The sequence below is a fragment of the Umezawaea endophytica genome, from assembly GCF_025061645.1.
GTDB classification, from domain to species: Bacteria; Actinomycetota; Actinomycetes; order Mycobacteriales; family Pseudonocardiaceae; genus Umezawaea; species Umezawaea endophytica.
In genome coordinates, this window is the sequence record NZ_JANYMP010000003.1 from 466,130 (window position 1) to 488,277 (window position 22,148).

A 22,148-nucleotide genomic window follows, 5' to 3' on the forward strand; every position below is an offset into this window, starting at 1 on the left:
CCCCTACCGGGGTGCTGGAAGAGGTCGAGCCGCCCGGTCGCGGAGCAGCGCGGCGGCCCGCACGCACCAGTCGTGGTGCTCCTGCTCGAACCGCTTGCCGCGCAAGCAGGTCAGGTAGGGGCCGATCGGGGTGCCGTCGCGCAGGAAGGTCTCCTCGTCGAGGTCGCCGCGGAAACGCCGGAGGAGCTTGTCGAGGATCTCCACCTTCGCCGCGGCGGCGGCAGCCCGTTGGTCCAGTTGCTCGATCACCGGTGCCACCTCGACGTGGTCGACGGCTTGGACCTTGACCAGCAGGTCGTCGCGGATGAACGACGGCTTGCTCGTGGCCGCGGCGAAGCGCTCCAGTTCGGCGAGGCCCGCGTCGGTGACCGAGAACAGCCTCTTGGTGGGGCGGGTTTGCTGGACCACCTCCCGGCCGCTGATCAACCCGTCGTTCTCCAGCTTGGACAGCTCCAGGTAGAGCTGCTGCGGTTGGGCGTACCAGAAGTTGGCGACGCCCACGTCGAACGCCTTGGTCAACTGGTAGCCGCTGTACTCGCCGGACAGCAGTGCCGCGAGCACGGCGTGGCGCAGGCTCATCGGTGCGTCTCCTCGCCGTCGGCATGGTGGACAGCCCCATCGTAACCATGCTTATGATTACTCATCATTCTGAGTAGGGAGACGGCGTGCCAGGCACCGAGCAGTTCCGCACCGAGCACGAGGCCCCGGCACCCGTCCGGAGCGGGAAGTACCTGCGCTACGTCGCCCTTGGCGACAGCCAGACGGAAGGCGTCGGTGACGGCGACGACGTCGTGGGCCTCCGGGGCTGGGCCGACCGGCTCGCCGAGCACCTCGCCGTCGACAACCCCGACCTCCAGTACGCCAACCTCGCCGTCCGCGGCCGTCGCGCGGGCGAGGTCCGGTCCGAGCAACTGGGGCCCGCCCTCGCGCTGCGCCCCGACGTGGCCACCGTCGTCGCCGGGGTCAACGACCTGCTCCGCCTCCGGGTCGAGACCTCCGCGGTGGTCGGTCACCTGGAAGCGATGTTCGCCGCGCTCACCGACTCCGGCGCCCGCGTGGCGACCGTGACCTTCCCCGACCTCACCAGGGTCATCCCGCTCGCCCGACCGGTCCGCTCCCGCATCCTCGCCATCAACGACGGGATCCGCGCCGCGGCCTCCCGGCACGGGGTCGCGGTCGCGGAGATCGCCCGGCACCCCGCCGTCGCCGACCGCCGCTTCTGGAGCGAGGACCGGCTGCATTGCAGCCCTCCGGGCCACGAACTGATCGCCGCCGCGGTCGCGCACGCCCTCCAGGTGCCGGGCAGCGACGACTCCTGGACCCAATCCCCACCGCCGCTGGACGCATCGCCGTCCCGGCACTGGCGTGCCACCGCAGAACTGCGGTGGGCGGCCACGTTCCTCCGCCCCTGGCTGGGCAGGCGCCTGCGCGGTCAGTCCTCCGGCGACCAGCGCACCGCCAAACACCCCCTGCTGCACCGCGTCGAGGCACCGCGGAGCTGAGCGCTCACGCGACCGCCGAGGACGCCCACCGGTCGATGAGCGCCGTGGTGAACGGCGCGTCGCGGTGCAGCGCGAGGTCGTGCCCGGCGTTCGGGACCACTTCCGCCCGGACGCTGGGGGCGGCGGCGAACGCGCTCCTCTGGTCGGGTTCGAAGGCCGCCGGGTCGTTGCCCTGGTAGAGGTATTCGCGCTCCCCGACGACCACGAGGACCGGCACGCGGACCGCCTTCGCGAAGGCCTGGCCCGTGAACTCCTGCGCGAAGCCCGGCACCTCGGCCGCGGTCGTGGTCGACTTCGTCCGCTCGTCGGCGGCCACCGTCGCCGGGTTCGCGTTCGGCAGGTGGTAGAAGAACTCCCGGGAGTTCGGCGCCGTGGTCAGGTAGTCCGCAGGCAACCCCTTGCCACCCAGAACGGGATCGGTGGCCGCGGGCGTGAGTTCGGGGAACCCCTCGAACGACGGCGCGGTCCGGCGGTACAGGAACCCTGTGACCACCAGCGCGTCGACCTTGTCCGACACGGCGGCCACGCCCTCGGCGACCACGCTGCCGTACGAGTGGCCGACCAGGACGATCGGCAGCCCCCGGTACAGCCTGTCGACCTCGTCGACGAAGTGGTCGAGTGAAGCCACCTGCACCGCGGTCGTGACGGACGCGGCCGGGGGCTTCGACGACCCGCCGGTGCCGACCCGGTCGAGCGCGATCACCAGCCACCCGTCCCGAGCGGCCTGGCGCGCCTGCGAGACGACACCCCCGCCGAGGTCGAAGTAGTGGTGGTCGTAGGTGGTTCCGGGCACCAGGACCTGCACCCCGCGCACCCGTCCGGTCGGCGCGTACCGCTCGGCGTGCAGGTCGACCGACCCCACGCCGTCGACCCCGACCTCGACCCGGACGTCGAGGTCACCGTGCTGCCGCTCGACGGCGGACGCGGCGCTCGGCGCGGTGGTGATCGCCCCGATCACGGCGGCACCGATCGCGACGGCGGCCTTCCACCGGCGGAAACGGAGTTCCTTCACTGTTCTTCTCCTTCAGCGTGCGCCTTGACGGCTGACACGCCGAGGATGCGTCGGGGCGGACGATCTCGTCCAAGACCGTTTCACCCCGCTGTGATACCGGTGGGGTATCACAGCCGCGAGGCCGTCTCGACCAGCCCGGCCAGGACGCGGGAGCGGCTGTGCGCGGGCCAGGCGATGTGGGTGGTCACCTCCGGCGCGTCGACCAGGGGAACGGCGGCGTGCTCGTCCCACAGCCACGTGCGGGCCGACTCGGGGAAGACCGTCATGGTGCGGCCCAGGGCGATCAACTGGGCGAGCTGCGTCTGGTCGTGGACCTCGGGGCCGGGGCCGGGCGGGAAGGTGCCGTTGCTGGACCAGCGGGCGAGCGGAAGGCCGGGGACGTCGGCGATGTCGGCCATGGACAACGTCTTCCGCGCGGCCAAGGGGTGCCTCACGGGCAGGATCGCCACCTGCGCCTCCGTCATCAGCTCGACGCTGTCGAACCCGGTGAGGGAGTTGAACGGCGTGTGCATGAGCGCCACGTCGGCACGACCGTCGCGCAGCATCTCCTCCTGCTCGCACGTGCCGCTCGGCAGGATCTCGACCTCGGCCGCGCCGGGCTCGTTCGAGTAGGCGTCGAGGAGCTTGTTGAGCAGTTCGTGGAAAGCGCCTGCCTTCACCGCCAGCACCAGGCGGTCGCGGGTACCACCTCGACCGTCGGCTCCCCCGGCGCGGCGGGTGCGGCGGACGGCGGCGGCGGTCGCGTCGAGAGCCGCGCGTCCCTCCTGGAGCAGGACCTCCCCGGCACCGGTCAGCGAGACGCCGCGGCGATCGCGCTCCAGCAGTGCGACGCCGAGGCGGCGCTCCAACTGCTGGATGGCCCGTGACAACGGGGGCTGGGCGATGCCCAGGCGCTCGGCGGCCCGGCCGAAGTGCAACTCGTCGGCGACGGCGATGAAGTAGCGCAGCTCACGGATCTCCAACGTGTCCACGCCACAGCGTAAGCCGGGCGGCGGCGCGTCAGAGCGCCCGATCCGTCAGGACCGCGCCCAGCACCACGTCGAAGAGCCGCGTGGCGCGCTCTCCCTGCCCCGGCTGGTCGCCGAGCCAGGCGAACGCCGAGACCAGCGCGAAGAGGTCCGCGCCGTCGACGTCGGTCCGCGCCACGTCCGCGGCCTGGGCGCGGGTGAGCAGCCGGGCCCCGGCCGCGCGCATGGCGACGCAGGAGGCGTGGAGGGCGGACTCGGGCTCCTCGATCGCCTTCACCATCGACGTCACGACCCCGTGGCTGCCCGTGGTGAACACGACGAACTCGCGCATCCACCCCACCAGCGCGTCCCGCGGTGAGCTGGTGTTCTCGGCCTCGACCGCCCGCGCCGTCAGCTCGTCGAAGGCCGTGCGGAGCAGGGCCTCCAGCAGCGCCTCCCGCGTCGGGAAGTGCCGCAGCAGCGTCGCCAACCCGACCTCGGCCCTGCGGGCGATGTCACGCATCGACGCGTCGACGCCCTGCTCGAGGAGGACGACGCCCGCCACGGCGAGCAGGCGGTCGCGATTGGCCTGGGCGTCCGCCCTCATGTGTCTCCCCTTGACTAACCGGATCACTGACCCATATATTCGGATCAGTGGTCCGGAAAAACGGATCCCTGGTTCACTTAGCTTACCCCGTGAGAGACGCAGGAGAACGCTGTGCCGACTGAGACCATGAAGGCGATCCGGCTGCACGAGTACGGCGGCCCCGAGGTGCTGCGGCACGAAGAGGTGCCGGTTCCCGTCGCGGGGCCGGGCGAGGTGCTCATCCGGGTGCACGCGGTCGGCCTGAACCCGCCCGACTGGTACGCGCGGGAGGGCATGCCCGGCGTGCCCGCCGAGCTGAAGCCCCCGATGAGCCTGCCCCTGATCCCCGGAACCGACGTGTCGGGCGTCGTGGCGGCCGTCGCCGCCGACGTGGACGGCTTCGCGGTCGGCGACGAGGTGTTCGGCCTGCTGCGCTTCCCCTCCGCCCTGCAAAGCGACGCCTACGCCGAGTACGTCACCTCCCCCGCGTCCGACCTCGCCCACAAGCCCGCCACCGTCGACCACGCGCGAGCCGCGGGCCTGGCCATGTCGGGGCTGACCGCGTGGCAGTTCCTGATCGACCTCGGGCACGACCACCCGTCGCCGTTCCAGCAGGCCCGGCACAGCCCGATGGCCCTCGACAGCGGGAAGACGGTCCTCGTCAACGGCGCGGCGGGCGGTGTGGGGCACCTCGCCCTCCAGTTGGCCAAGTGGAAGGGCGCCCGCGTCATCGCCGTGGCCTCCGGCGCCCACGAGGCGTTCCTGCGCGAACTCGGTGCCGACGAGTTCATCGACTACACCAAGGACCGGCCAGAGGACACCGTCCGCGACGTCGACCTCGTCCTGGACAACGTCGGCGGTCCCCACAGCAGGCGTTTCCTGCGCACCCTCAAGCGCGGCGGGGCCCTCTACCCGGTGTACTTCGGCGAGTTCGACGACGAGGAGAACGCGCGGCTCGGCGTCACGGTCACCGCGACCCAGGTCCGCGCGAGCGGCGCACAGCTCGCCGAACTCGCCGGGCTGCTCGCCGACGGCACGATCGACGTGGCGATCGACAGCACCTTCGCGCTCAAGGACGCCCAGGCGGCCCACGAGCGGGCCGCCAAGGGACACCTGCGGGGCAAGATCGTGCTGACCGTCGCATGAGCGTGACGGCCGCCCCCGGCTGGGGAAGCGCTCACCTCGCCGCGATCGTCCCAGGGGCGGTCGCCCTCGCCCCCGCCGAGCAGTTCGCCGTCCACCAGGTGCTGGTCCGCTACGCCTTCGCCCTCGACCAGCGGGACCTGACGGCACTGGGATCGGTCCTGACCGAGGACGCCACGTGGGCGTTCACGATCGCGGGCCGAAACGACCTCGGGCCCGTCGCCGGACGCGCGGCGATCCTCGAGTTCGTGCGGGAGGCGATCGACGCGGAGACCGACCAACGACGGCACAACCTGGTCAACGTGGTCATCCGCAGCGCGGACGCCACAACGGCGCTGGCGCAGGCCTACCTCCTGCTCACGTCGAACGCGGGCGGGCGCGCGAACGTGATCGCGACCGGCTTCTACACCTTCCGGCTCGAGCGCTCCGAGGGTGAGTGGCGGATCGCCGACCTGTTCCTCGGCACCGACAACGCCTGGTAGCGCGCCGACGGCGGCTGCCACACCCGCTCAGTCCACCCGGTAGGCACCTCCGGTGGGCAGCACGGTCAGGTACCGCGGCGCGAGCGAGCACGCGGCGGTGATCGCGGCCCGGATCGGGCGCACCGCGCTCGCGTCCGCCAGCACCACGACGGGGCGGCCTGGTTCGTCCACCAGCGCGCAGGCGCCGTGGGCTCCCGCGGCCAGCGCCGCCTCGACCACCGCGTCCTGTTCCGGGTCGCGGTGCTGGGCCCGGTGGTACCCCGTCAGCGCGCGGCCGAGGTCGTCGTCCAGGACCGTGGCGCGCACCAGCGGAAGCGGAGGACCGCGGCGGATGCGGGTGTCGACCACCAGCAGCCGCCGTCCCGACTCCGCCAGGTCGAACGGCACCAGGTCGCCGTCGTGGCCGAGCGCCCGTCCCGCCTCGCCGCGGAACACGGGCTCCGAATCGGCCACCACGGCGATCAGGTCCTCAATGGACAGATCCGGCCGGTGCAGGTCCCGCAGCGCCAACGCGGTCGCGCACGCCAGCGCGGTCGCCGCGGCCAACCCGGAGCCGCGCGGCAGGTCCACGCTGCACAGCAGGGTGGCACCACCGCGCACGCCGATCTTCTCGGCCACCGCGGCGATCGGCTCGGCCCACGGCGGCACCGTGCCCTCCCACAGCGAGGCCCGCTCGGCCGGGCGGTTGATCGACGCGAGTTCCAGCACGCCGTCGTCCCGCCGCTCCCCCGCCACGATCGCGCCCCAGCGGGCGCAGACAGCGAGCGAGCGGGGGTGCCCGGCCATCAGGGTCACCGTCCCCGGCGCGTACCAGACACCCCCGGCCGGGCGGCCGAACACCTGCCGGAAGGCGTGCGGGACCAGCCTGAGTTCCGGCGCCACCTCCGGGCGGTCGGCGATGTCGGTCACGGCTGTTCCTTGCGGGCCAGGACGCGGTAGGCGTTGCCCCGGTCGCCGCGACGGGACAGGGTCCGGTTGACGACCCGGTCCAGCAGCCCGGCGACGATCAGCAACGGGATGCCCGCCGTCCACACCACGGCGCCGCGCACGGCGGCGAACGGGACCTTCCGGGGTCGCCACGGCGAAGGTGACCGGGGTGCGAGCAGGGCGAGGAACAGGAAGCTCGACACGACGAAGTCGTTGTTCGAGTGGGCTTTCCCGCGTTCCTCGGCGACGGGGGTCAGGCCGCGCTCGGCCAGCGCCGCCTTCAGGTTGGCGATCGGCATCATGTGCTGGTGCTGCGGCTGGAACCACGGCATCCAGTACCGGCCGAACAGCCTGCCCAGTCGCCACTCCGGATCGGGCAGCTCGATCAGCAGGTAACCGCCGTCCGGCAGGAGGTCCGCCGCGAGGTCCAGCTCGTCCCACGGGTCGCGGGTGTGCTCCAGGTAGTGGTGCATGCTGATCACGTCGTACCGGTCGCGCAGCTCACCCGCGAAGTCCTTGAAGCTGCCCCGGTACGCGGTGTCGATCCAGCCGAGCCGGGCGGCGTCCTCGATCGCCGCGCCCTGGTCCAGGCCGTCGAAGCTGGTCTCCGGCAGGATCTCCTTGGCACCGCGGCAGAAGTGGGCGTGCCCGGACCCGACGTCCAGCCACCGCTCCGGCGTGGTGAACGGCCGCACCATGCGGGCCCGGTCGTGGTACGGCTCGGCCTTGCCGGAGAACACCGCCTCGGCCGCGTTCGCCCCGGACCCGTCGTAGAAGTCGCGGTAGTAGAAGTCCAGGCCCTCCTCGGTGAGGCGCGGGTTCTGCCAGACGTGGCCGCAGTCGACGCAGCGGTCCATGGTGAACTCGCCGGGCTTGAGCTGCACCAGGTCCGTGCTGCGCACCCACCCCACGTGCGAGGCCGAGCCGCAGGACGGGCAGGTGTCGCGGCGGGGTTCGAGGAACCGCTCCACCCCGAGCGCGATCTCCGCCTCGTAGGCCGGGGCGGCGGACCGCACGTACTCGTCGCGCTCCCGCTCCTGCGTGGAACGCCAACGGCTGCCCAGCGTGCGCGCCCACAGGTAGGGCGTGCGCACCGGCCGGAGCAGCGCGGCAACCAGCAGGTCCCTGGGGCGCAACGGTGTTCCGGCGAAGACCAGGACCGGGTGGGCGCAGTAGGCAACGGCCGCCACCAGTCCCCACGGCGTCAGGAGCACGGCGCCCACGACCGCCAGGTAGCCGATCACCGACCCGGCCACCCACAGCGCGGGCCTCTTGCCCAGTTGCCGCAGGCGAGCGGCCCGCGTCGTCAGGTCGTACGGGCCCGCCACCAGGCCCGGCGCGACGGCCAGGTCGACGGCGGCGCCCTCGTGGTCCTTGACCCGGCGGGCGAACGCCACGAACTCCGTCGGGTCGCCGACGTCCGGCGTGCCGTCGACCGCGTCGGCACGACAGCGCATCGCCTGGGACGCGCTGATCCCCCGCGTCCACCGGTCGGCGCGGTAGGTCTTCGGGTCCACCGCGCCGAGCAGGTCCAGCGCGGCCACCACCGGCAGGTCGGGCGGGACCAGGTCGACCAGCGCGAGGTCGTCGGCGTGCCCGACGTCGGCGGGGAGGTCGACGCCGACCGCCGTGAACTCCACGTGCTCGCTCGACGCGCCACCTCGTGCGAGCACGGTGAGGCTCGCCGCCCGCGAGCGCAGCCGCAGCGCGTCCAGCACGACGAACAACACCACCAACACCGTGAGGGCCAACGGGATCACGCCACCACCGCCTCCAGATGATCGGCCGCGGTCGACGCACCGCCCGCGGCCTGGAACGACTGCTGCACCCGACGGGCCGCCTCGGCGTAGCCGGGCCGGTCCAGCACTTCCTCCAGCGCGCCGCGGATCTCCGCCGCGCGCACCCTGCCGTAGGTCAGCCGGATCCCGGCTCCCGCCGACACCACCTGGTCGGCGATCATCGGCTGGTCGTCGCGGATCGGCGCGACCACCAGCGGCAGGCCGTGCGCCAGCGCCTCGCACACCGTGTTGTGGCCGCCGTGCGACACCACCGCGTCCAGGTGCGGCATCAGCTCCAGTTGCGGCACCCGTTCCGCGAGCAGCACGTGGTCCGGTGCTCGGGTCAATGAGCCCGGCGGTCCGACAACCACCACCTGCACGCCGCGCAGGTCCGCGACGGCGTCGGCGACCTCGCCGAAGAACCGCTCCCCCGCGGCGCCGTTGAGGGTGCCGAGCGACACCAGCACCCGCCGCTGCCCGTCCGCGAGCCAGTGCCACGGGAAGTCGGTGCGGTTCGGCCGGTGGCTCAGCGCGGGGCCGGTGAACACGTAGTGGTCGGGGAACCCGTTGCCCACCAACGCGGAGGAGGTGAACACCAGCACCAGGCGCTCGGAGAAGCGGATGTCCGGAGTGGACCGCCCGACGACCTCGTGCACCAGGTCCTCGATCTGGGCGTCGACCCACGCCTCCACCTTGGGCAGGGACTTGAGCGGGCGGAACAGCTCGGCGGGTGTGCTGGCCGAGGTGACCCACGGCGTCGCGGTGCGGTGGGCGACCAGCGGCCCGGCCAGCGCCTGCTGGTCGGCCACCAGGACGTCCGGAGCGAACTCGCGGACCGCCGCCTCGACACCGGGCACCATGGCGCGGGCGAGCGGGATCATGAAGTCCTGCCAGAAGAACTTCACCACCGCCATCCCGCGCAGCCCCAGCCAGTGCTGTCGGGCGTCCTGGATCCGCTGCTCCAGCTCGTCGTCCAGCGCGGGCAGGACACACGCTCCCTGGGGCAGCAGCGTCCGCAGCGTCGCGGGGTGCCCGACCCAGGCGACCTCGTGCCCCCGGTCCGCCAGCTCGCCGCCGACCGCGACGGTCGGGTTGATGTGACCGACCAGCGGCGGCACGACGAACAGGTAGCGGCTCATCCGCGCAACCAGGCGAGCACGGTGGCCAGCAGGTCGTCGGTGGCTTCGCGGAGGACCGTGTGGCCGAGTCCGGGGATGATGTGCAGCGTGCAGTCCGGGAGGTGCGCGGCGAGTTCCGCGGCGGCGCCGATCAGCTCGGACTCCGCGCCGAACACCCCGAGCACCGGGCAGGCGACCGCGCGCAGGTCCTCTTCGGACAGTGGCGGTCCCGAGCCGACGTCGTCGATCAGCGTCGTGCCGTTGAGCAACGCGCCCGCGTTGCCCGCGAGCCGGGAGATCTTGCGCTGCCCCAGCGCGGTCAACTGCTCCTGGGTCCTGTCGAACTCCAGGCCGAGCGCGGCGACGCTGAGCGTGTTCACCATGTCCTCGAACCACAGCTCGCCCGCCGCGCCGCCGCAGGCCGCCTCCACCAGCACGACGCCCGCCACCCGGTCCGGCGCGAGCAGGGCGGCGCGCATCGCGACGACCCCGCCGTAGCTGTTGCCCAGCAGGTGGACCGGCTCGTGGACACCCAGCTCGTCGAGGATGGCGACGAGGTCGCGCGCGCCGTCCAGCGGGGTGTAGCCGGAGTCCGGGCGGGCCGACATCCCGTGGCCGCGCAGGTCGAACAGGATCGTGCCGATGTCCCGCGCGGCGAGCGGCGCCGCCAGCGTGTAGTAGAAGCTGGACAGGTTGTCCATCACCAGGCCGTGCACGAACACCACGGTCGGACCGGTCGTCGGGCCCAGCCGCTGCACGTGGAAGCGCGTCCCGCGCGCCAGGACGTCAGCCACGGCCGGTGGCCAGCCCGACGCTCGCCTCGATGTGGTCGACGAGCCTGCCGACGGACATCGCCATGATCTCGTCGATGTCCATGTCCGCCAGGAACCCGACCAGGTCCACCCGGTCGCCGTAGTGGCGGCGGAGCCGGTCGGCCAGCGCCACGAACTCGATGCTCTCCAGACCGAGGTCGTCGCTGAACGTGGTGTCGCGGTCGACCTCGATCCCCAGCAGGACGTCCGGGCCCACGACCTCCTCGATCAACCTCACCAGCTCGTCCAGCACGGCGTCAGCCATCTCGTCCTCCTCCTCGGTTCGGCGTCCACGTCACCACGCCGGACTCGGTGATCTCCAGGGAGCCGTCCCCGACGATCGCCGCCGCGCGGCCCGCGCTCGACGGCCGGTTCGGGTCCACGGCGTCCGCCACCACGACGGGCGGGACCGCGAAGGCCCCGCGCACCCGGTCGTCGGCGGTGACGGTCAGCTCGGCGGGGTGGATCGAGCCGACACCCCGGTGCCACAGCCAGTCGCGGGCCGCGTCCTTCACCGCGATGACCCGCAGCAGCCACCGGCGCTGGGCGCGGACGTCCAGCCGCCCGTAGTGGTCGCGTTCGGTCGCGCACAGGTACCGGCGCATGATCAGGTCGCGGGTCGCGCTGTCCTGCCAGTTCTCCACGACGGTGACCCAACCGCCGTCCTCCGGCCGTGCCAGCGCTTCCGTTCCCGGACGGAGCTTGACCTGCCAGATGCGGTCGTCGGTGGTGAAGCGCCGCGTGGTCCAGCCGGTGATCCGGCACCACAGGGCGCCGTCGGACCACAGCTCGGCGTCCGCCCGCATCTCGGTCGCGGTGACCTCGCGGATCCACGCGGTGCACCGGACCGGGCCGGTCGGTGGGGGCCCGTGGAACTCGACGGCCCCGATGCCCGTCGGCAGCACGGTCTGGTCGACGTCGCGGCAGACCTGCATCCAGTGGCCGATGAGCTGGCCCGCGCTGTCCAGCAGCGCTCCCGGCGCGGGCAGCGGCGTCAGCGTGCCGGTGATCCCGTTGTCCGCCAACGACTCGATCTCCGCGACACCGGCGAACCGGGGCCCGTGGAACATCCAGCCGTCCCGGTAGAGCTGCTCCGCGCTGACCGGCGCGGGACGCACGCCCTCCAGCGGAGTGGTCACCAGCTCCTCGGGATCGGCGTAGCGGCCCACCCGGACCACGCCCTCGGCGAAGTCGCCGACCCGGACGTGCACGCGGGTCGGGTCCACGACCCGCGCGGTGATCACGGCGTCGGTGGCGGGCAGGACGCACAGCCAGCGCTTCGCCCGCACCGCCTCGAACCCGGTCACGGTGCCGTCGGCCACGCGCAGCGCGGCGTCGGCGAACACCTCCAGCAGTCCGGTGGCGGGCACGATCGGGAACCCGTCCGACAGGTCCGGCCAGTCCTCGGCCTGCGGGAACACCGAGTGGTCCACGAGTTCCGGCATGGTGCGCAGCGAGAACTCGCGGCGGAACTCGACCTCGCGGGGACGAGTCGGGACCAGCGCGTCGGCGACCTGCCGGGCCACGTCGTTGGTGTGCGCCAGGAGTGCGGTGACCGACGCGGCCACCGGCGACGCCGGGTCGATCGCCGGGGCCGGGAGCCGGTCGGACAGCGCGTCCAGCCGGATGGCGGGCACGCCGAGCGGCAGCCGCACCCCGGTGCGGGTGGTCCCCTGCTTCAAGCCGAACGCCCACAGCGCGGCCGCCGCGCGCTCCGCGGAGTCCGCGGTGACCGCCAGGTGTTCACGGTCGCCGAGCGTGTCCTCGACGAAGCCGGTCAGCGTGCCGGGTCCAATTTGAACGAACGCGCGGAACCCCGCGTCGTGCATCCGGTCGACCAGCGGCCGGAAGCGGACGGGCTCCACCAGGTGCCGCAGCACCAGGTCGCGGATCGCCGCGGCGTCGGCGGGCATCGGGGCCAGCGACGTCGCCGACCACACCGGCACGCTCGGCGCGTGCACGGGCAGCGCGTCGACGATGGCGCGGGCGGCCGCGAGGTGCGGTGCCAGCGCCGGGGAGTGGAACCCGGTGCGGAACGGCATGACCTGGGCCAGGACCCCGCGGGCGCCGAGGTGCTCGACCGCGGTGGCGAGTTGGTCGGCCGGACCGCAGATGACCGACTGGTGCGGGCAGTTGTCGTGGCTGACGGTGACCTCGGTCGTGCCGCTGTCGTCCAGCGCGGCCTGGGCGACCTCCGCCGAGCAGCCCAACGCCGCGTAGCCGACGTCGGCCACCGCGATCGTGCCCGGCCGGAGCGCGTCCACGAACTCGTCGATCGTCGGGTAGATCCCCGCGACGACCATCGCGGTCCACTCCCCCATGCTGTGCCCGGCGAGCGCACCCGGCACGATGCCGAGCGCGGTCAGCTCGCGGGCGGCGCGGCGGCCGGACCGCAGCAGCGCGAGCGCGTGGTCCACCACCGAGTCGGCCCCCGCCCGTTCACCGGTGCCGCGCTGCTCGAAGCCGGGGAACAGGAACGCGACCTGGTCCGGCGCGGAGATCACCGGCTTGGGGGCGAACCAGATGTCGTGCCGCCCGGTCCACGCGCGGCCCCGTGCGACGACCTTCCTGGCGAGGTCGAGCTTGCGGGCGTCCGGGTTCCAGACGGCCAGTCGGCAGCCGCGGTCGGCGGTCGAGTTGCGGCCTTGCTCCAGGTCGCGTTCGAGGTCCCGCACGGTGTCCGCGGCGAACATCAGCACCGACGTCCGCGGCGAGGTCCGGAACGTCTTGGCGCGCCTCGGTTCCTCGATCACGACGTGCGCGTTGATGCCGCCGAAGCCGAAGGCGTTGACCACCGCGCGGCGCGGGCCCGGCGAGTCCCACTCGCGGGTCGCCCGCAGCGGTTCGAACCGGGTGCCGTCCAGCGCGGGGTGCGGCTCGTCGATGCCGAGCGTCGGCGGCAGGGTCGCGTGGTACACCGACAGCGCGGCCTTGATCAGGCCCGCCATCCCGGCCGCGGGCATGGCGTGGCCGATCATCGACTTCACCGTGCCGAGGCCGATCGGGCTGCCGCCCGGTCCGAACGCGCCGATCATCGTGGCCAGCTCGGCCGCGTCCCCGGCGGGGGTGGCGGTGCCGTGGGCCTCGATCAACCCGACGGCGCCGTCGGCACGGGGGTCGAGCCCGGTCTCGTCCCACGCCCGGCGCACGGCCAGGAGCTGTCCGTCCGGGTTCGGCGTCATCAGGCTGGTGGCCCGGCCGTCGCTGGCCGTCCCGACCCCGCGGATCACCGCGTAGACGCGGTCACCCGCGGTCAGGGCGTCCTCCAAGCGCTTCAGCACGACCATGCCGACGCCCTCGGACAGCAGGGTGCCGTCGGCGGACCGGTCGAACGGCCGGATCCGCTCGGTCGGGCTCAACGCGCGCAACTGCGTGAAGACGCTCCACAACGTCGGGTGGTGGCAGACGTGCACGGCGCCCGCGATCATCGCGTCGCAGCGCCCGGAGGCCAGCTCGCGCACCGCCTGCTCGACGGCCACCAGACCGGACGCGCACGCGGCGTCCACCGTGTACGCCGGGCCGCGCAGGTCGAACCGGTTCGCGATCCGGGACGCCGCCAGGTTCGGCACCAGTCCGATGGACGCCTCCGGCTGGTCCGGACCGAGCCGGTCGCGGACCGCCTCCCGAACGCCGCGCAGCGACGACTCGGGCAGGCCGGGGAACAGGTCCCGGACGACCGACGTCACCTGGTCGGCGAGCTGCACGCGCTGGTCGAGGCGGGCGCAGCCGGGCGTGAGGTACCCGCCGCGCCCGACCACCACGCCGATCCTGGCCCGGTCCGGCAGCGCGGACTCGCCGCCCGCGTCCGCTATCGCCTCCGCCGCGGTGCTCAGCGCGAGGAGCTGGTCCGGCTCCGCGCCACCCACCGTGGACGGCATGATGCCGAACCCGGCCGGGTCGAACGTCGCCAGCTCGTCGAGGAAACCGCCGCGGCGGCAGTAGAACCGGTCGCTCGACACCGCGTCCGGCCGGTAGTACGTCGCCGGGTCCCACCGGGTGGGCGGGATGGTCGTCAGCGCGTCGACCGAGCCGACGATGTTGCGCCAGAACGCCCGCGCGTCGGGAGCGCCGGGGAACAGCGCGCCGAGCCCGACGATCGCGATGTCGGTGCTCACCCCTCGCATCGGTAGACCACCTGGACGTCCTCCCGGCGGCCGAGCGCGAGTTCCCGCAGCAGGGCAGCGACGCCCTGGCCGGGGTCGATCAGCGGCACGCCGCGGCGCGCGTACTCCTGGGCCAGCTCGGGCGACACCATGCCCGCGCCCGCCCACGGCCCCCAATCGACGCTGACCACGCGGGCCGCGGTCTGCGTCGACCAGAACCGCGCCATCCGGTCCAGCGCGTCGTTGGCCGCCGAGTAGTCCGCTTGGCCGCGGTTGCCGTGCACGCCGCTGACGCTGCCGAACAGCACCAGGAACGACAGCTCGTCCGGCAGGTTCGCGGCGAGCGCCTGGGCGCCGGAGACCTTCGTGTCGTAGACCCGTGCGAACGACTCCGCGTCCTTGTCGATGATCAGCCGGTCGTCGAGCACGCCTGCGCCGTGCACGACCCCGTCGACGCGGCCGAAGCGGGCGGTGACGTCGGCCAGCACCGCGCGGACGGCGTCGGCGTCCTGCACGTCGCACTCGTGGTAGCGCACCGAGGACGCGGTGGAGCGCAGGCGTTCCAGGGTCTGACGGACCTCGCGTTCGGCGAGCACCTGCCGGGCGCGCGCGGCGACGGTGTCGCGGTCCCGCACGCCGCTCTCGATCAACGCGCGCCGCACACCGGCTTCGTCCGGCGCGGTCGCGGTGAGCGAGTCCTCCGACCGGGAGGGCGCGGGTGTCCGGCCGATCAGCTCGATGTGGCAGCCCGTCGCCTCGGCGAGCGCGATGGCGGTGAGCGCGGTGATGCCCTTGGCTCCACCGGTGAGCAGCACGACGCCGTCCGCGTCCAGGCCGGGCACGGCGGGTTCGCCTGCCAGGTCGACCGGCCGCAGCTCGATGGCGTGCCGCCGCCCGCCGAGGTGCCCGACCACCGGCGGACCGTCCTTCGTGGACAGTTCGGCCAGCAGCGCGGTGGCGATGACCCGGTGGCTCTCCTTCGGGTTGACATCCACCGCGCGGACCAGGAGGTCCGGGTACTCCAGCGCGGCGGTCCGGACCAGGCCGTGCAGCCCGATGTCCGGCGGCAGCGGGTCGGCGCCCGCGAGGCCGGGTGGCGGCTCGGCCGGGGCGTCGCCGAAGCCGAACGTGCCGCCCGCCGCGGTGACCACGACGATGCCGATACCGCCGAGAAGGCAGGTCCTCACCTCCTCGTAGGCCTCGGGGAGCCGAGCGCCCAGCCGCACCACGAAGTCCACTCCGGACACGTCGTCGGGGAACACGGGCGCGGTGCGCGGCGTGCCGCCGTGCCGTTCGACCAGGTCGGCCAGCTCCAGTCCGATGCCGTTGTCGTCGACGACGAGCACCGTGCGACCGGCGATGGCGTCCAGCGGCCCGACCTCCCCGCAGGGCACGACCTCCGGCAGCAGCCTCACCGGCCGCCCGGACGGTTCCGCCGGTACTGCCGGAGTGGCCCCGAACCAGCCGACGATGCCCTCGATCGTCTTGATCCGCGCCAGTTCGTCGACCGAGGTGCCGGTCATCCCGAGCGTCGCCGCCAGTTCGCCGATGATCTCGGTGCGCTTGATCGAGTCGATGGACAGGTCGGCTTCCAGGTCCAGCCCCGGATCGAGCATCTCCGGCGGGTACCCGGTGCGGGCGCTGATGGTCCGCAGCACGACCAGGCCGACGTCCAGGTCCTCGGCCGGGGTGTCGACCACCACCGGCTCGGGGGCGGCGACGATCTCCGGCCGGACGGTCACCGGTGCGGGCGGCGCGGGCACGGACCCACCGGGGTCGAGGTAGCTCAGCAGCACGTCGCGCTGCGCGGACACCGCCTCGCGCATGCCGTCCAGGAACTCCTTGACGATCGCGTCGCGGCTGATCGCCGGTCCGGTCACCGCGGAGAGCCGCGGCGCCTCACCGGCCGGTCGCAGTCCGCCCGGCAGCGCGTGGCCGTTGCTGTCCCGCACGAGTCCTCCATCGACGAACCAGGTCGGCTTCGGCCGGACCGCCACCGCGGCCTTGGCCCGGCCGGTGAACAGCGGCGCGGGGTCGATCGGCACACCGGCGACGGCCAGCTCCGCCAGGGCGTGCAGCAGGGTGCGGACGCCGTGCTGACCGGCGGCGTCGCACCGCACGGCGACGAACGGCCGGTCACCGAGGATCTGCCGGACGAACCCGGTGAGCACCCCACCGGGCCCCGCCTCGACGAAGACCCTGGCGCCCGCGGCGTACATGGACTCGATCTGGTCGACGAACCGGACCCGCCCGGCGAGCTGCGCGGCCAGGCTCTCCTTGACCGTCCCGGTCCCGTGCGGCCGAGCGTCCACATTGGACCAGACGGGGATGCGCGGCGCGCCGAACTCCTGCGCGGCCAGCACGTCCGCGAACCGCTCCCGCGCGGCGGCCATCAGCGGGCTGTGGAACGCGGCGGCGACCGGGATCGCGCGCACGGACAGGCCCGCGGCGGACAGGTCGGCCATCGCCTCGTGCACTGCCTCGGTCGGCCCGGAGATCACCACCTGGTGGTTCGAGTTGTGGTTGGCCACCACGACCGGAGCGCGCAGCAGCGGTTCGACCTGCTCCAGGGTGGCCGACACCGCGGCCATCGTGCCGGGCTCCTCCCCCACCGCGTCGGTGATCGCCTCGGCGCGCGCCGCGCTGAGGTCGAGGAGCTGCTGCGGGTCGAGCACCCCGGCGGACGCGAGCGCGACCAGTTCGCCGTAGCTGTGGCCACCGGCCAGGTCCGGCCGGACGCCGAGCGTGCCGAGCAGTTCGGTGACCGCGAGGCCGGCGATGCCCAGCGCGGGCTGGGCGACACGGGTGTCCGTGACGGCCGCGCGCTGCCGTTCGGCGTCGGCGGGGGTGAGCGCGACGGGCGGGAACATCACGTCCTCGTACCGCCCGCCGGAGAGCCGGAGCGCCGACTGCAACCGGGGGAACGCGGTGAACAGGTCGAGCAGCATGCCCGGCCGTTGACTGCCCTGTCCGGGGTGCAGGAAGGCGACCTTCGGCGCCGGTCCGACCTCCGGGCGCAGGCGGACCGCGTCGGAGGCGCGCCACGCCTGGACGTCGGCGAGCGCCGCCGTGAGCGAGGCCCGGTCCTCCACGACCGCCGTCGCGTGCACCGGCTGTCCCGGCGCGGCGGCGGCCGCCGCGGCGGCCAGGTCGCGCAGCGGGGTCCGCGGATCGACGGCCAGCCTGGCCACCTCGGCCGCCACCCGTTGCGCGGCGGCCCTGTCCGCGCCGCGGAACACGAACAGCTCGGCGGGCCAGACCTGCACGCCGTGCGCGGGCTCGTCCGCGCCGTCGTAACCGGACAGCACGGTGTGGAAGTTGGTGCCGCCGAAGCCGAACGCGCTGACCCCGGCGGTGCGTTCGGCGGGCGGCACGGCCCAGGTGCGCGTGCCGAAGGCGAACGGGCTGGTGTCCGCGTCCCAGTACCGGTTGGGCTCGGTGACGTGCAGCGTGCCGGGGCGCACCCCGGTGTGCACGGCCCGCGCCGCCTTGATCACGCCCGCCAGACCGGCCGCGCACTTGGTGTGCCCGATCTGCGACTTCACCGAGCCGATCGTGCAGCCGCCCGCCGGGACCCCGGCCTCGGTGAACAGCTCGGTGAGGGCGGCGAGTTCGGTCCGGTCGCCGACGACCGTCCCGGTGCCGTGCGCCTCGACCAGGCCGACCGATTTCACCGGCACCCCGGCGGACCGGTAGGCCCGTTGCAGGGCACGGCGTTGGCCCTCGGCGCGCGGCGCGGTCAGGCCGAGCGACCGGCCGTCGCTGGACGCGCCGATGCCCTTGATCACCGCGTAGACCCGGTCGCCGTCGCGTTCCGCGTCGGCCAACCGCTTGAGCACGACGCACGCGACACCCTCGCCGAGCGCGATGCCGTCGGCGGACGAGTCGAACGTGGCGCACCGGCCGGTGGCCGAGAGCGCGTGCACCGAGGCGAACATCTGGTAGTCGTGCGCGCTGTTGTGCAGGTCGACCGCGCCGCACAGGACCATGTCGCTGGTGCCGCCGACGAGTTCCTTGCAGGCCACGTCGAGCGCCGCGAGGCTGGACGCGCACGCGGCGTCCACCGTGTAGTTGGCGCCGCCGAGGTCTAGCCGGTTGGCCACGCGACCGGCGATCACGTTGCCCAGCACGCCGGGGAAGGAGTCCTCGGTCAGCCTCGGCAGGTACTCGTCGAGTTCGGCGGGCGGCGCGCCGTCGTAGAGCGCGGGCAGCGAGGAGCGCACGGTGTAGGCGTTAGCGAGGTCGGCGCCCGCCTCGGCGCCGAAGATCACCGAGGTGCGCTCGCGGTCGAACACGCGGGTCCGGTAGCCCGCGTCGGCCAACGCCTGCGCCGCCACCTCCAGCGCGAGGAGCTGGGCGGGCTCGATGGACGTCAGCGAGGTCGGCGGGATGCCGTAGGCCAACGGGTCGAACGCGACGCGCGGCAGGAACCCACCTCGCCGGTAGGGACTTCCGTGCCGGTCGGGGTCCCAGCGGTCCGGCGGCACCTCGGTGATCGCGTCGGTGCCCGCCAGCACGGCCGACCAGTACTCGGCGACGTCCTGCGCACCGGGCAGGATCGTGGCCATCCCGACGATCGCGACGTCCAGCGGTTCGGCGGGTGACGCGCCGGGCTCGACGAAGTCGGCGCAGCGGTCCGCCAGCAGCTCCCCGGAGGTCACCTGGCGGTGCAGCGTGGCGATGTCGGTGCGCTCCGCGCGCAGCGTGGCGACCTGGCCGATCATGAACATGCCCGACCGGCGCTGCTCGTCGGCGTCCACGTCGACCAGCTCGGACCCGGTGCGCACCAGTCCGCGGCTGGCGATCCGCAGGCGGCCGAGGTTCAGCCGCTCCAGGCGTTGCCACTTCTCCTGCCGGGGCAGTTCGGCGAGCTGCTCGCGCTCCTGTTCGAAGGCGTCCACGTAGGACGTCCGGGCGCAGCGGGTGCTGTGCCCCGGCGAGGTCTCCAGCAGCACGGTCTCCGCGCACTCCACGGCGACCTGCTGGAAGACCGGCAGGATCGCGCCGTGCCGCACGGCCTCCTCGGTGAACAGGTACGCCGTGCCCATCAGCACGCCGATCGCCGCCCCGCGCGCGGCCAGCGGCGCGCTGAGCGCGGACACCATCGCGGCCGAGCGCTCGTCGTGGACGCCGCCCGCGAACAGCACGCTCACCTCGCCGAGCACCGGCCCGCGAGCCCGCAGCACGTCGATCTGCTGCTGCCACAGCGTGAAGCTCGACCGGGGGCCGGTGTGGCCGCCGCACTCCCAGCCCTCGAACACGAACTTGCGGGCGCCCTCGTCGAGGAACCGGCTCAGCAGCGCGGGCGACGGGACGTGCAGGAACGCCTCGATCCCCGCCGCCTCCAGCTCCCGCGCCTGCGCCGGGGTGCCACCGGCGACCACCGCGTAGCGCGGCTTCACCCGGTGCACGGCGGCGAGCTGCGCCGCGCGCACCTCGGGATCGGCGAACCCGAGGACCCCGACTCCCCACGGCCGGTCGCCGAGCCGCAGCGCGGTCTCGTCGAGCAGGGTCGCGGTCTGCGCGCCGTCCATCAGCGCGAGCGCGAGGAACGGCAGACCGCCGCCCGCGGCCACCGCCTCGGCGAACGCGGGCTGGTCGCTCACCCTGGTCATCGGGCCTTGCGCGACCGGGTACCGGAGGCCGGGAATCCGCAGGCACAATGGCCCGTTCTCGCGCAACGACGGGTGTTCGACGGCCAGCGCGAGATTACCTCGGATGGCGGCACGAATACCCACCACAACACCACCCGCGGTCGCGTACGAGTGCCGTAACGATTCCGCGAAAGCGCCGTCCTGACCGATCTCGACCGTTTTGTCGGCCAATCCTCTGCGCACGAGTACACGCCGACCTGCGACAACGGCGGTTTCACTGCCGTCCATCGCTTCGAGAGCACTGGCGAGTTCTCCGGAAAGCCGTTCGGCGACCTCGGCGACGAGAGCGAACTGACCGTCCAGCACCACTCCGGCGGCACCTCCCGCGACCGCCGCGGCGGCGGTGTCCGGCCCGATCCCACCGGCCGCCCACACCGGCGAGTCGATCTCCGCGAGCACCTGTTGCAGGAGGACGAACGTGGTCGACCCACCGACCCGGCCGCCGGACTCACAGCCCTTGGCGATCACACCGTCCACGCCGTACTCGACCGCGGCACGCGCCTCGGCGACCGAGGTGACCTCCGCCAGCACCCGCCGGTCACCCAGGTCATCCCGTTGCGGTGCAAAGGTTTCCAGGTCCACGACGACGGTGTCGACCAGGTCGGGCAGCGGCACCGGACATGGCTCGACCAGCCGCACGCCGAAGGGTCGCCGCAGTCGCCGGACCACGAGGTCCAACTCGGCAGCCGCCACGGTCGCATCACGACCGAGGTCGAGCACTCCAAGCCCACCGGCCCGCCCGACGGCGATCACCAGGGCGGCGTTCGGCTCGGCGAACGGACTGGCACCGAGCACGAGGTCACGTTCGGACAGCGCGTTCACTGGGTCTCCTCCTCAACCATGCAGGGTTGGACGAGAAAGGAAATCAGCATTCTTCAGTTGAGCTTGTTCATCTTTAGGACACATGCGGGAAACCGGGTTACCGCACCGAGTCAGAACATTCCTACCGCCCGGTACGGTCACTCAGCGGTCACCGTACGCACAAATTCCGGCGCCGTCCACACCCCTGTGAAAAGTTCTCACGTATGACGATGGAACCGACCGGGCAGGACAGCCCGAACGGCCGCCCGGACTAGTCCGAGTGGCCGTTGGCTGTTTTGGTGAATCAAGAACCAGGAAGCGGGCTCACGCCGTTGGTGAGAGCACGTCGGAGGTCAGGACGCGGTCGAGCGCGGCCCGGCCCGCGGGTCCCCAGGCGGGCTTGCCACCGGGAAGACCCCGGTCCCCGTTCTGCCCCATGAGGATGAGGAAGAGGCTCTTCATCGCCGCCAACCCGCGGGCGCGTCGAATGGTCGCCTCGTCCGCGTGCGCGTACACCTCGAAGAACCGCGAGACCGAGCCCGCGGGGAGCAGCAACCAGGCGGCCGCGAGGTCCCACGCCGGATCGCCCGCGAACAGGGCGTCGAAATCGATCACGCCCGAGAGCGTCCCGTCCGAGACGACGACGTTCGCGGGGTGGAGGTCACCGTGCAGCCACACCAGCGGGCCCTCCCACTCGGGGGCCGCGGCGGCGTCGGCCCAGACGTCCCGGACCTCCCGGACGTCGGGAGCGAAACCGCCGGGGGCGATGGCCCGCAGGAAGTTCTCGAAGCCACCCGTGCAGTTCTTCGGGTGATCGCCGCGGTCCGCACTGGCGGGCGCCTCAGCGGGGGCCTCCACGTGCAGCGCGCTGAGGAAACCCGCCAGCGCGTCGGCCGCGTGGTCGCCGCGGGTGATCGTGGCGTGGTCGAGCGGCTCGCCGTGCACCCACGTCATGACGCTCCACAGCCTCGGGAAGCGCTCGGACGGTTCGCCGATCCGCGCGGGCGTCGGAACCGGGAGCGGGAGGCGCGGGGCCAACACGGGCAACCACCGGCACTCGTTGCGCAAGAGGTCCGGGGCCTCTTGCGTGCGCGGCATGCGCACGGCCAGGTCGTCCCCGAGGCGCCACATCTGGTTGCCCCAGCCGCCCTCCACCTCGCGGATGGGCAGCCCCGCGAGGTCCGGGTGCTGGTCCTGGAGAAGAGCGCGCACCAACTCTTCGGTGATCTCGATCTTGGGCTCGGTCACGCCGACGCACAGTACCGGGGCCGGGCGGAGCGGAC

Annotated in this window: 15 protein-coding genes; 3 read left to right on the top strand and 12 right to left on the bottom strand. The window is 73.2% G+C overall.

Annotated features, from left to right (window positions below):
* Nucleotides 1-3 precede the first annotated feature (3 nt).
* Nucleotides 4-579, bottom strand: a complete 576-nt coding sequence (locus tag NZH93_RS09435; RefSeq protein WP_259622588.1) for a PadR family transcriptional regulator — start codon at nt 577-579, stop codon at nt 4-6.
* 152 nt (nt 580-731) lie between these two features.
* Here NZH93_RS09435 and NZH93_RS09440 point away from each other — a divergent pair, with 152 nt between their 5' ends.
* Nucleotides 732-1,502 carry an SGNH/GDSL hydrolase family protein gene (locus tag NZH93_RS09440; protein WP_276023149.1) on the top strand — a complete coding sequence of 257 codons (771 nt, stop codon included), beginning with the start codon at nt 732-734 and terminating at the stop codon, nt 1,500-1,502.
* A gap of 4 nt (nt 1,503-1,506) precedes the next feature.
* Here NZH93_RS09440 and NZH93_RS09445 read toward each other — a convergent pair whose 3' ends face one another.
* The 3 genes from NZH93_RS09445 to NZH93_RS09455 form a co-directional block, all read right to left on the bottom strand.
* On the bottom strand, nt 1,507-2,514 hold the full coding sequence (locus tag NZH93_RS09445; RefSeq protein WP_259622590.1) for an alpha/beta hydrolase: 1,008 nt from the start codon (nt 2,512-2,514) through the stop codon (nt 1,507-1,509).
* A gap of 107 nt (nt 2,515-2,621) precedes the next feature.
* On the bottom strand, nt 2,622-3,485 hold the full coding sequence (locus NZH93_RS09450; RefSeq protein WP_259622591.1) for a LysR family transcriptional regulator: 864 nt from the start codon (nt 3,483-3,485) through the stop codon (nt 2,622-2,624).
* A 28-nt stretch (nt 3,486-3,513) separates the two neighbouring features.
* Complete coding sequence (locus NZH93_RS09455) at nt 3,514-4,068, bottom strand: TetR/AcrR family transcriptional regulator (protein ID WP_259622592.1); 555 nt, start codon at nt 4,066-4,068, stop codon at nt 3,514-3,516.
* A 111-nt stretch (nt 4,069-4,179) separates the two neighbouring features.
* Between NZH93_RS09455 and NZH93_RS09460 the strand changes: the two genes are divergently transcribed.
* Nucleotides 4,180-5,193 (top strand): NADP-dependent oxidoreductase, encoded by a 1,014-nt coding sequence (locus tag NZH93_RS09460; RefSeq protein WP_259622593.1) that lies wholly within the window; start codon nt 4,180-4,182, stop codon nt 5,191-5,193.
* On the top strand, nt 5,190-5,672 hold the full coding sequence (locus NZH93_RS09465; RefSeq protein ID WP_259622594.1) for a nuclear transport factor 2 family protein: 483 nt from the start codon (nt 5,190-5,192) through the stop codon (nt 5,670-5,672). Before NZH93_RS09460 ends, NZH93_RS09465 begins: the two co-directional genes overlap by 4 nt.
* A 27-nt stretch (nt 5,673-5,699) precedes the next feature.
* Here the strand turns inward: NZH93_RS09465 and NZH93_RS09470 are convergent, their stop codons facing one another.
* The 8 genes from NZH93_RS09470 to NZH93_RS09505 all read right to left on the bottom strand — a co-directional run bounded on the left by NZH93_RS09470 (nt 5,700) and on the right by NZH93_RS09505 (nt 22,113).
* The gene (locus tag NZH93_RS09470) at nt 5,700-6,581 is read right to left on the bottom strand and encodes a GHMP family kinase ATP-binding protein (RefSeq protein ID WP_259622595.1); all 882 of its coding nucleotides are present in this window, start codon (nt 6,579-6,581) and stop codon (nt 5,700-5,702) included.
* The gene (locus NZH93_RS09475; protein WP_259622596.1) at nt 6,578-8,359 is read right to left on the bottom strand and encodes a class I SAM-dependent methyltransferase; all 1,782 of its coding nucleotides are present in this window, start codon (nt 8,357-8,359) and stop codon (nt 6,578-6,580) included. The genes NZH93_RS09470 and NZH93_RS09475 overlap by 4 nt, the downstream gene beginning before the upstream one ends.
* On the bottom strand, nt 8,356-9,516 hold the full coding sequence (locus NZH93_RS09480; protein ID WP_259622597.1) for a glycosyltransferase: 1,161 nt from the start codon (nt 9,514-9,516) through the stop codon (nt 8,356-8,358). Before NZH93_RS09480 ends, NZH93_RS09475 begins: the two co-directional genes overlap by 4 nt.
* Nucleotides 9,513-10,289 carry an alpha/beta fold hydrolase gene (locus NZH93_RS09485; RefSeq protein ID WP_259622598.1) on the bottom strand — a complete coding sequence of 259 codons (777 nt, stop codon included), beginning with the start codon at nt 10,287-10,289 and terminating at the stop codon, nt 9,513-9,515. Before NZH93_RS09485 ends, NZH93_RS09480 begins: the two co-directional genes overlap by 4 nt.
* The gene (locus tag NZH93_RS09490) at nt 10,282-10,572 is read right to left on the bottom strand and encodes an acyl carrier protein (protein ID WP_259622599.1); all 291 of its coding nucleotides are present in this window, start codon (nt 10,570-10,572) and stop codon (nt 10,282-10,284) included. Before NZH93_RS09490 ends, NZH93_RS09485 begins: the two co-directional genes overlap by 8 nt.
* Complete coding sequence (locus NZH93_RS09495) at nt 10,565-14,422, bottom strand: beta-ketoacyl synthase N-terminal-like domain-containing protein (protein ID WP_259622600.1); 3,858 nt, start codon at nt 14,420-14,422, stop codon at nt 10,565-10,567. The genes NZH93_RS09490 and NZH93_RS09495 overlap by 8 nt, the downstream gene beginning before the upstream one ends.
* Nucleotides 14,419-20,886 (bottom strand): type I polyketide synthase, encoded by a 6,468-nt coding sequence (locus tag NZH93_RS09500; RefSeq protein WP_259622601.1) that lies wholly within the window; start codon nt 20,884-20,886, stop codon nt 14,419-14,421. The genes NZH93_RS09495 and NZH93_RS09500 overlap by 4 nt, the downstream gene beginning before the upstream one ends.
* 303 nt (nt 20,887-21,189) lie before the next feature.
* On the bottom strand, nt 21,190-22,113 hold the full coding sequence (locus NZH93_RS09505) for an aminoglycoside phosphotransferase family protein (RefSeq protein WP_259622602.1): 924 nt from the start codon (nt 22,111-22,113) through the stop codon (nt 21,190-21,192).
* Between the last annotated feature and the right edge of the window lie 35 nt (nt 22,114-22,148).

Excerpts from the sequence above, each read along its gene's own strand:
- NZH93_RS09465 (WP_259622594.1), top strand. The coding sequence starts at position 5,190 with ATGAGCGTGACGGCCGCCCCCGGCTGGGGAAGCGCTCACCTCGCCGCG.
- NZH93_RS09455 (WP_259622592.1), bottom strand. The coding sequence starts at position 4,068 with ATGAGGGCGGACGCCCAGGCCAATCGCGACCGCCTGCTCGCCGTGGCG.
- NZH93_RS09490 (WP_259622599.1), bottom strand. The coding sequence starts at position 10,572 with ATGGCTGACGCCGTGCTGGACGAGCTGGTGAGGTTGATCGAGGAGGTC.
- NZH93_RS09480 (WP_259622597.1), bottom strand. The coding sequence starts at position 9,516 with ATGAGCCGCTACCTGTTCGTCGTGCCGCCGCTGGTCGGTCACATCAAC.
- NZH93_RS09435 (WP_259622588.1), bottom strand. The coding sequence starts at position 579 with ATGAGCCTGCGCCACGCCGTGCTCGCGGCACTGCTGTCCGGCGAGTAC.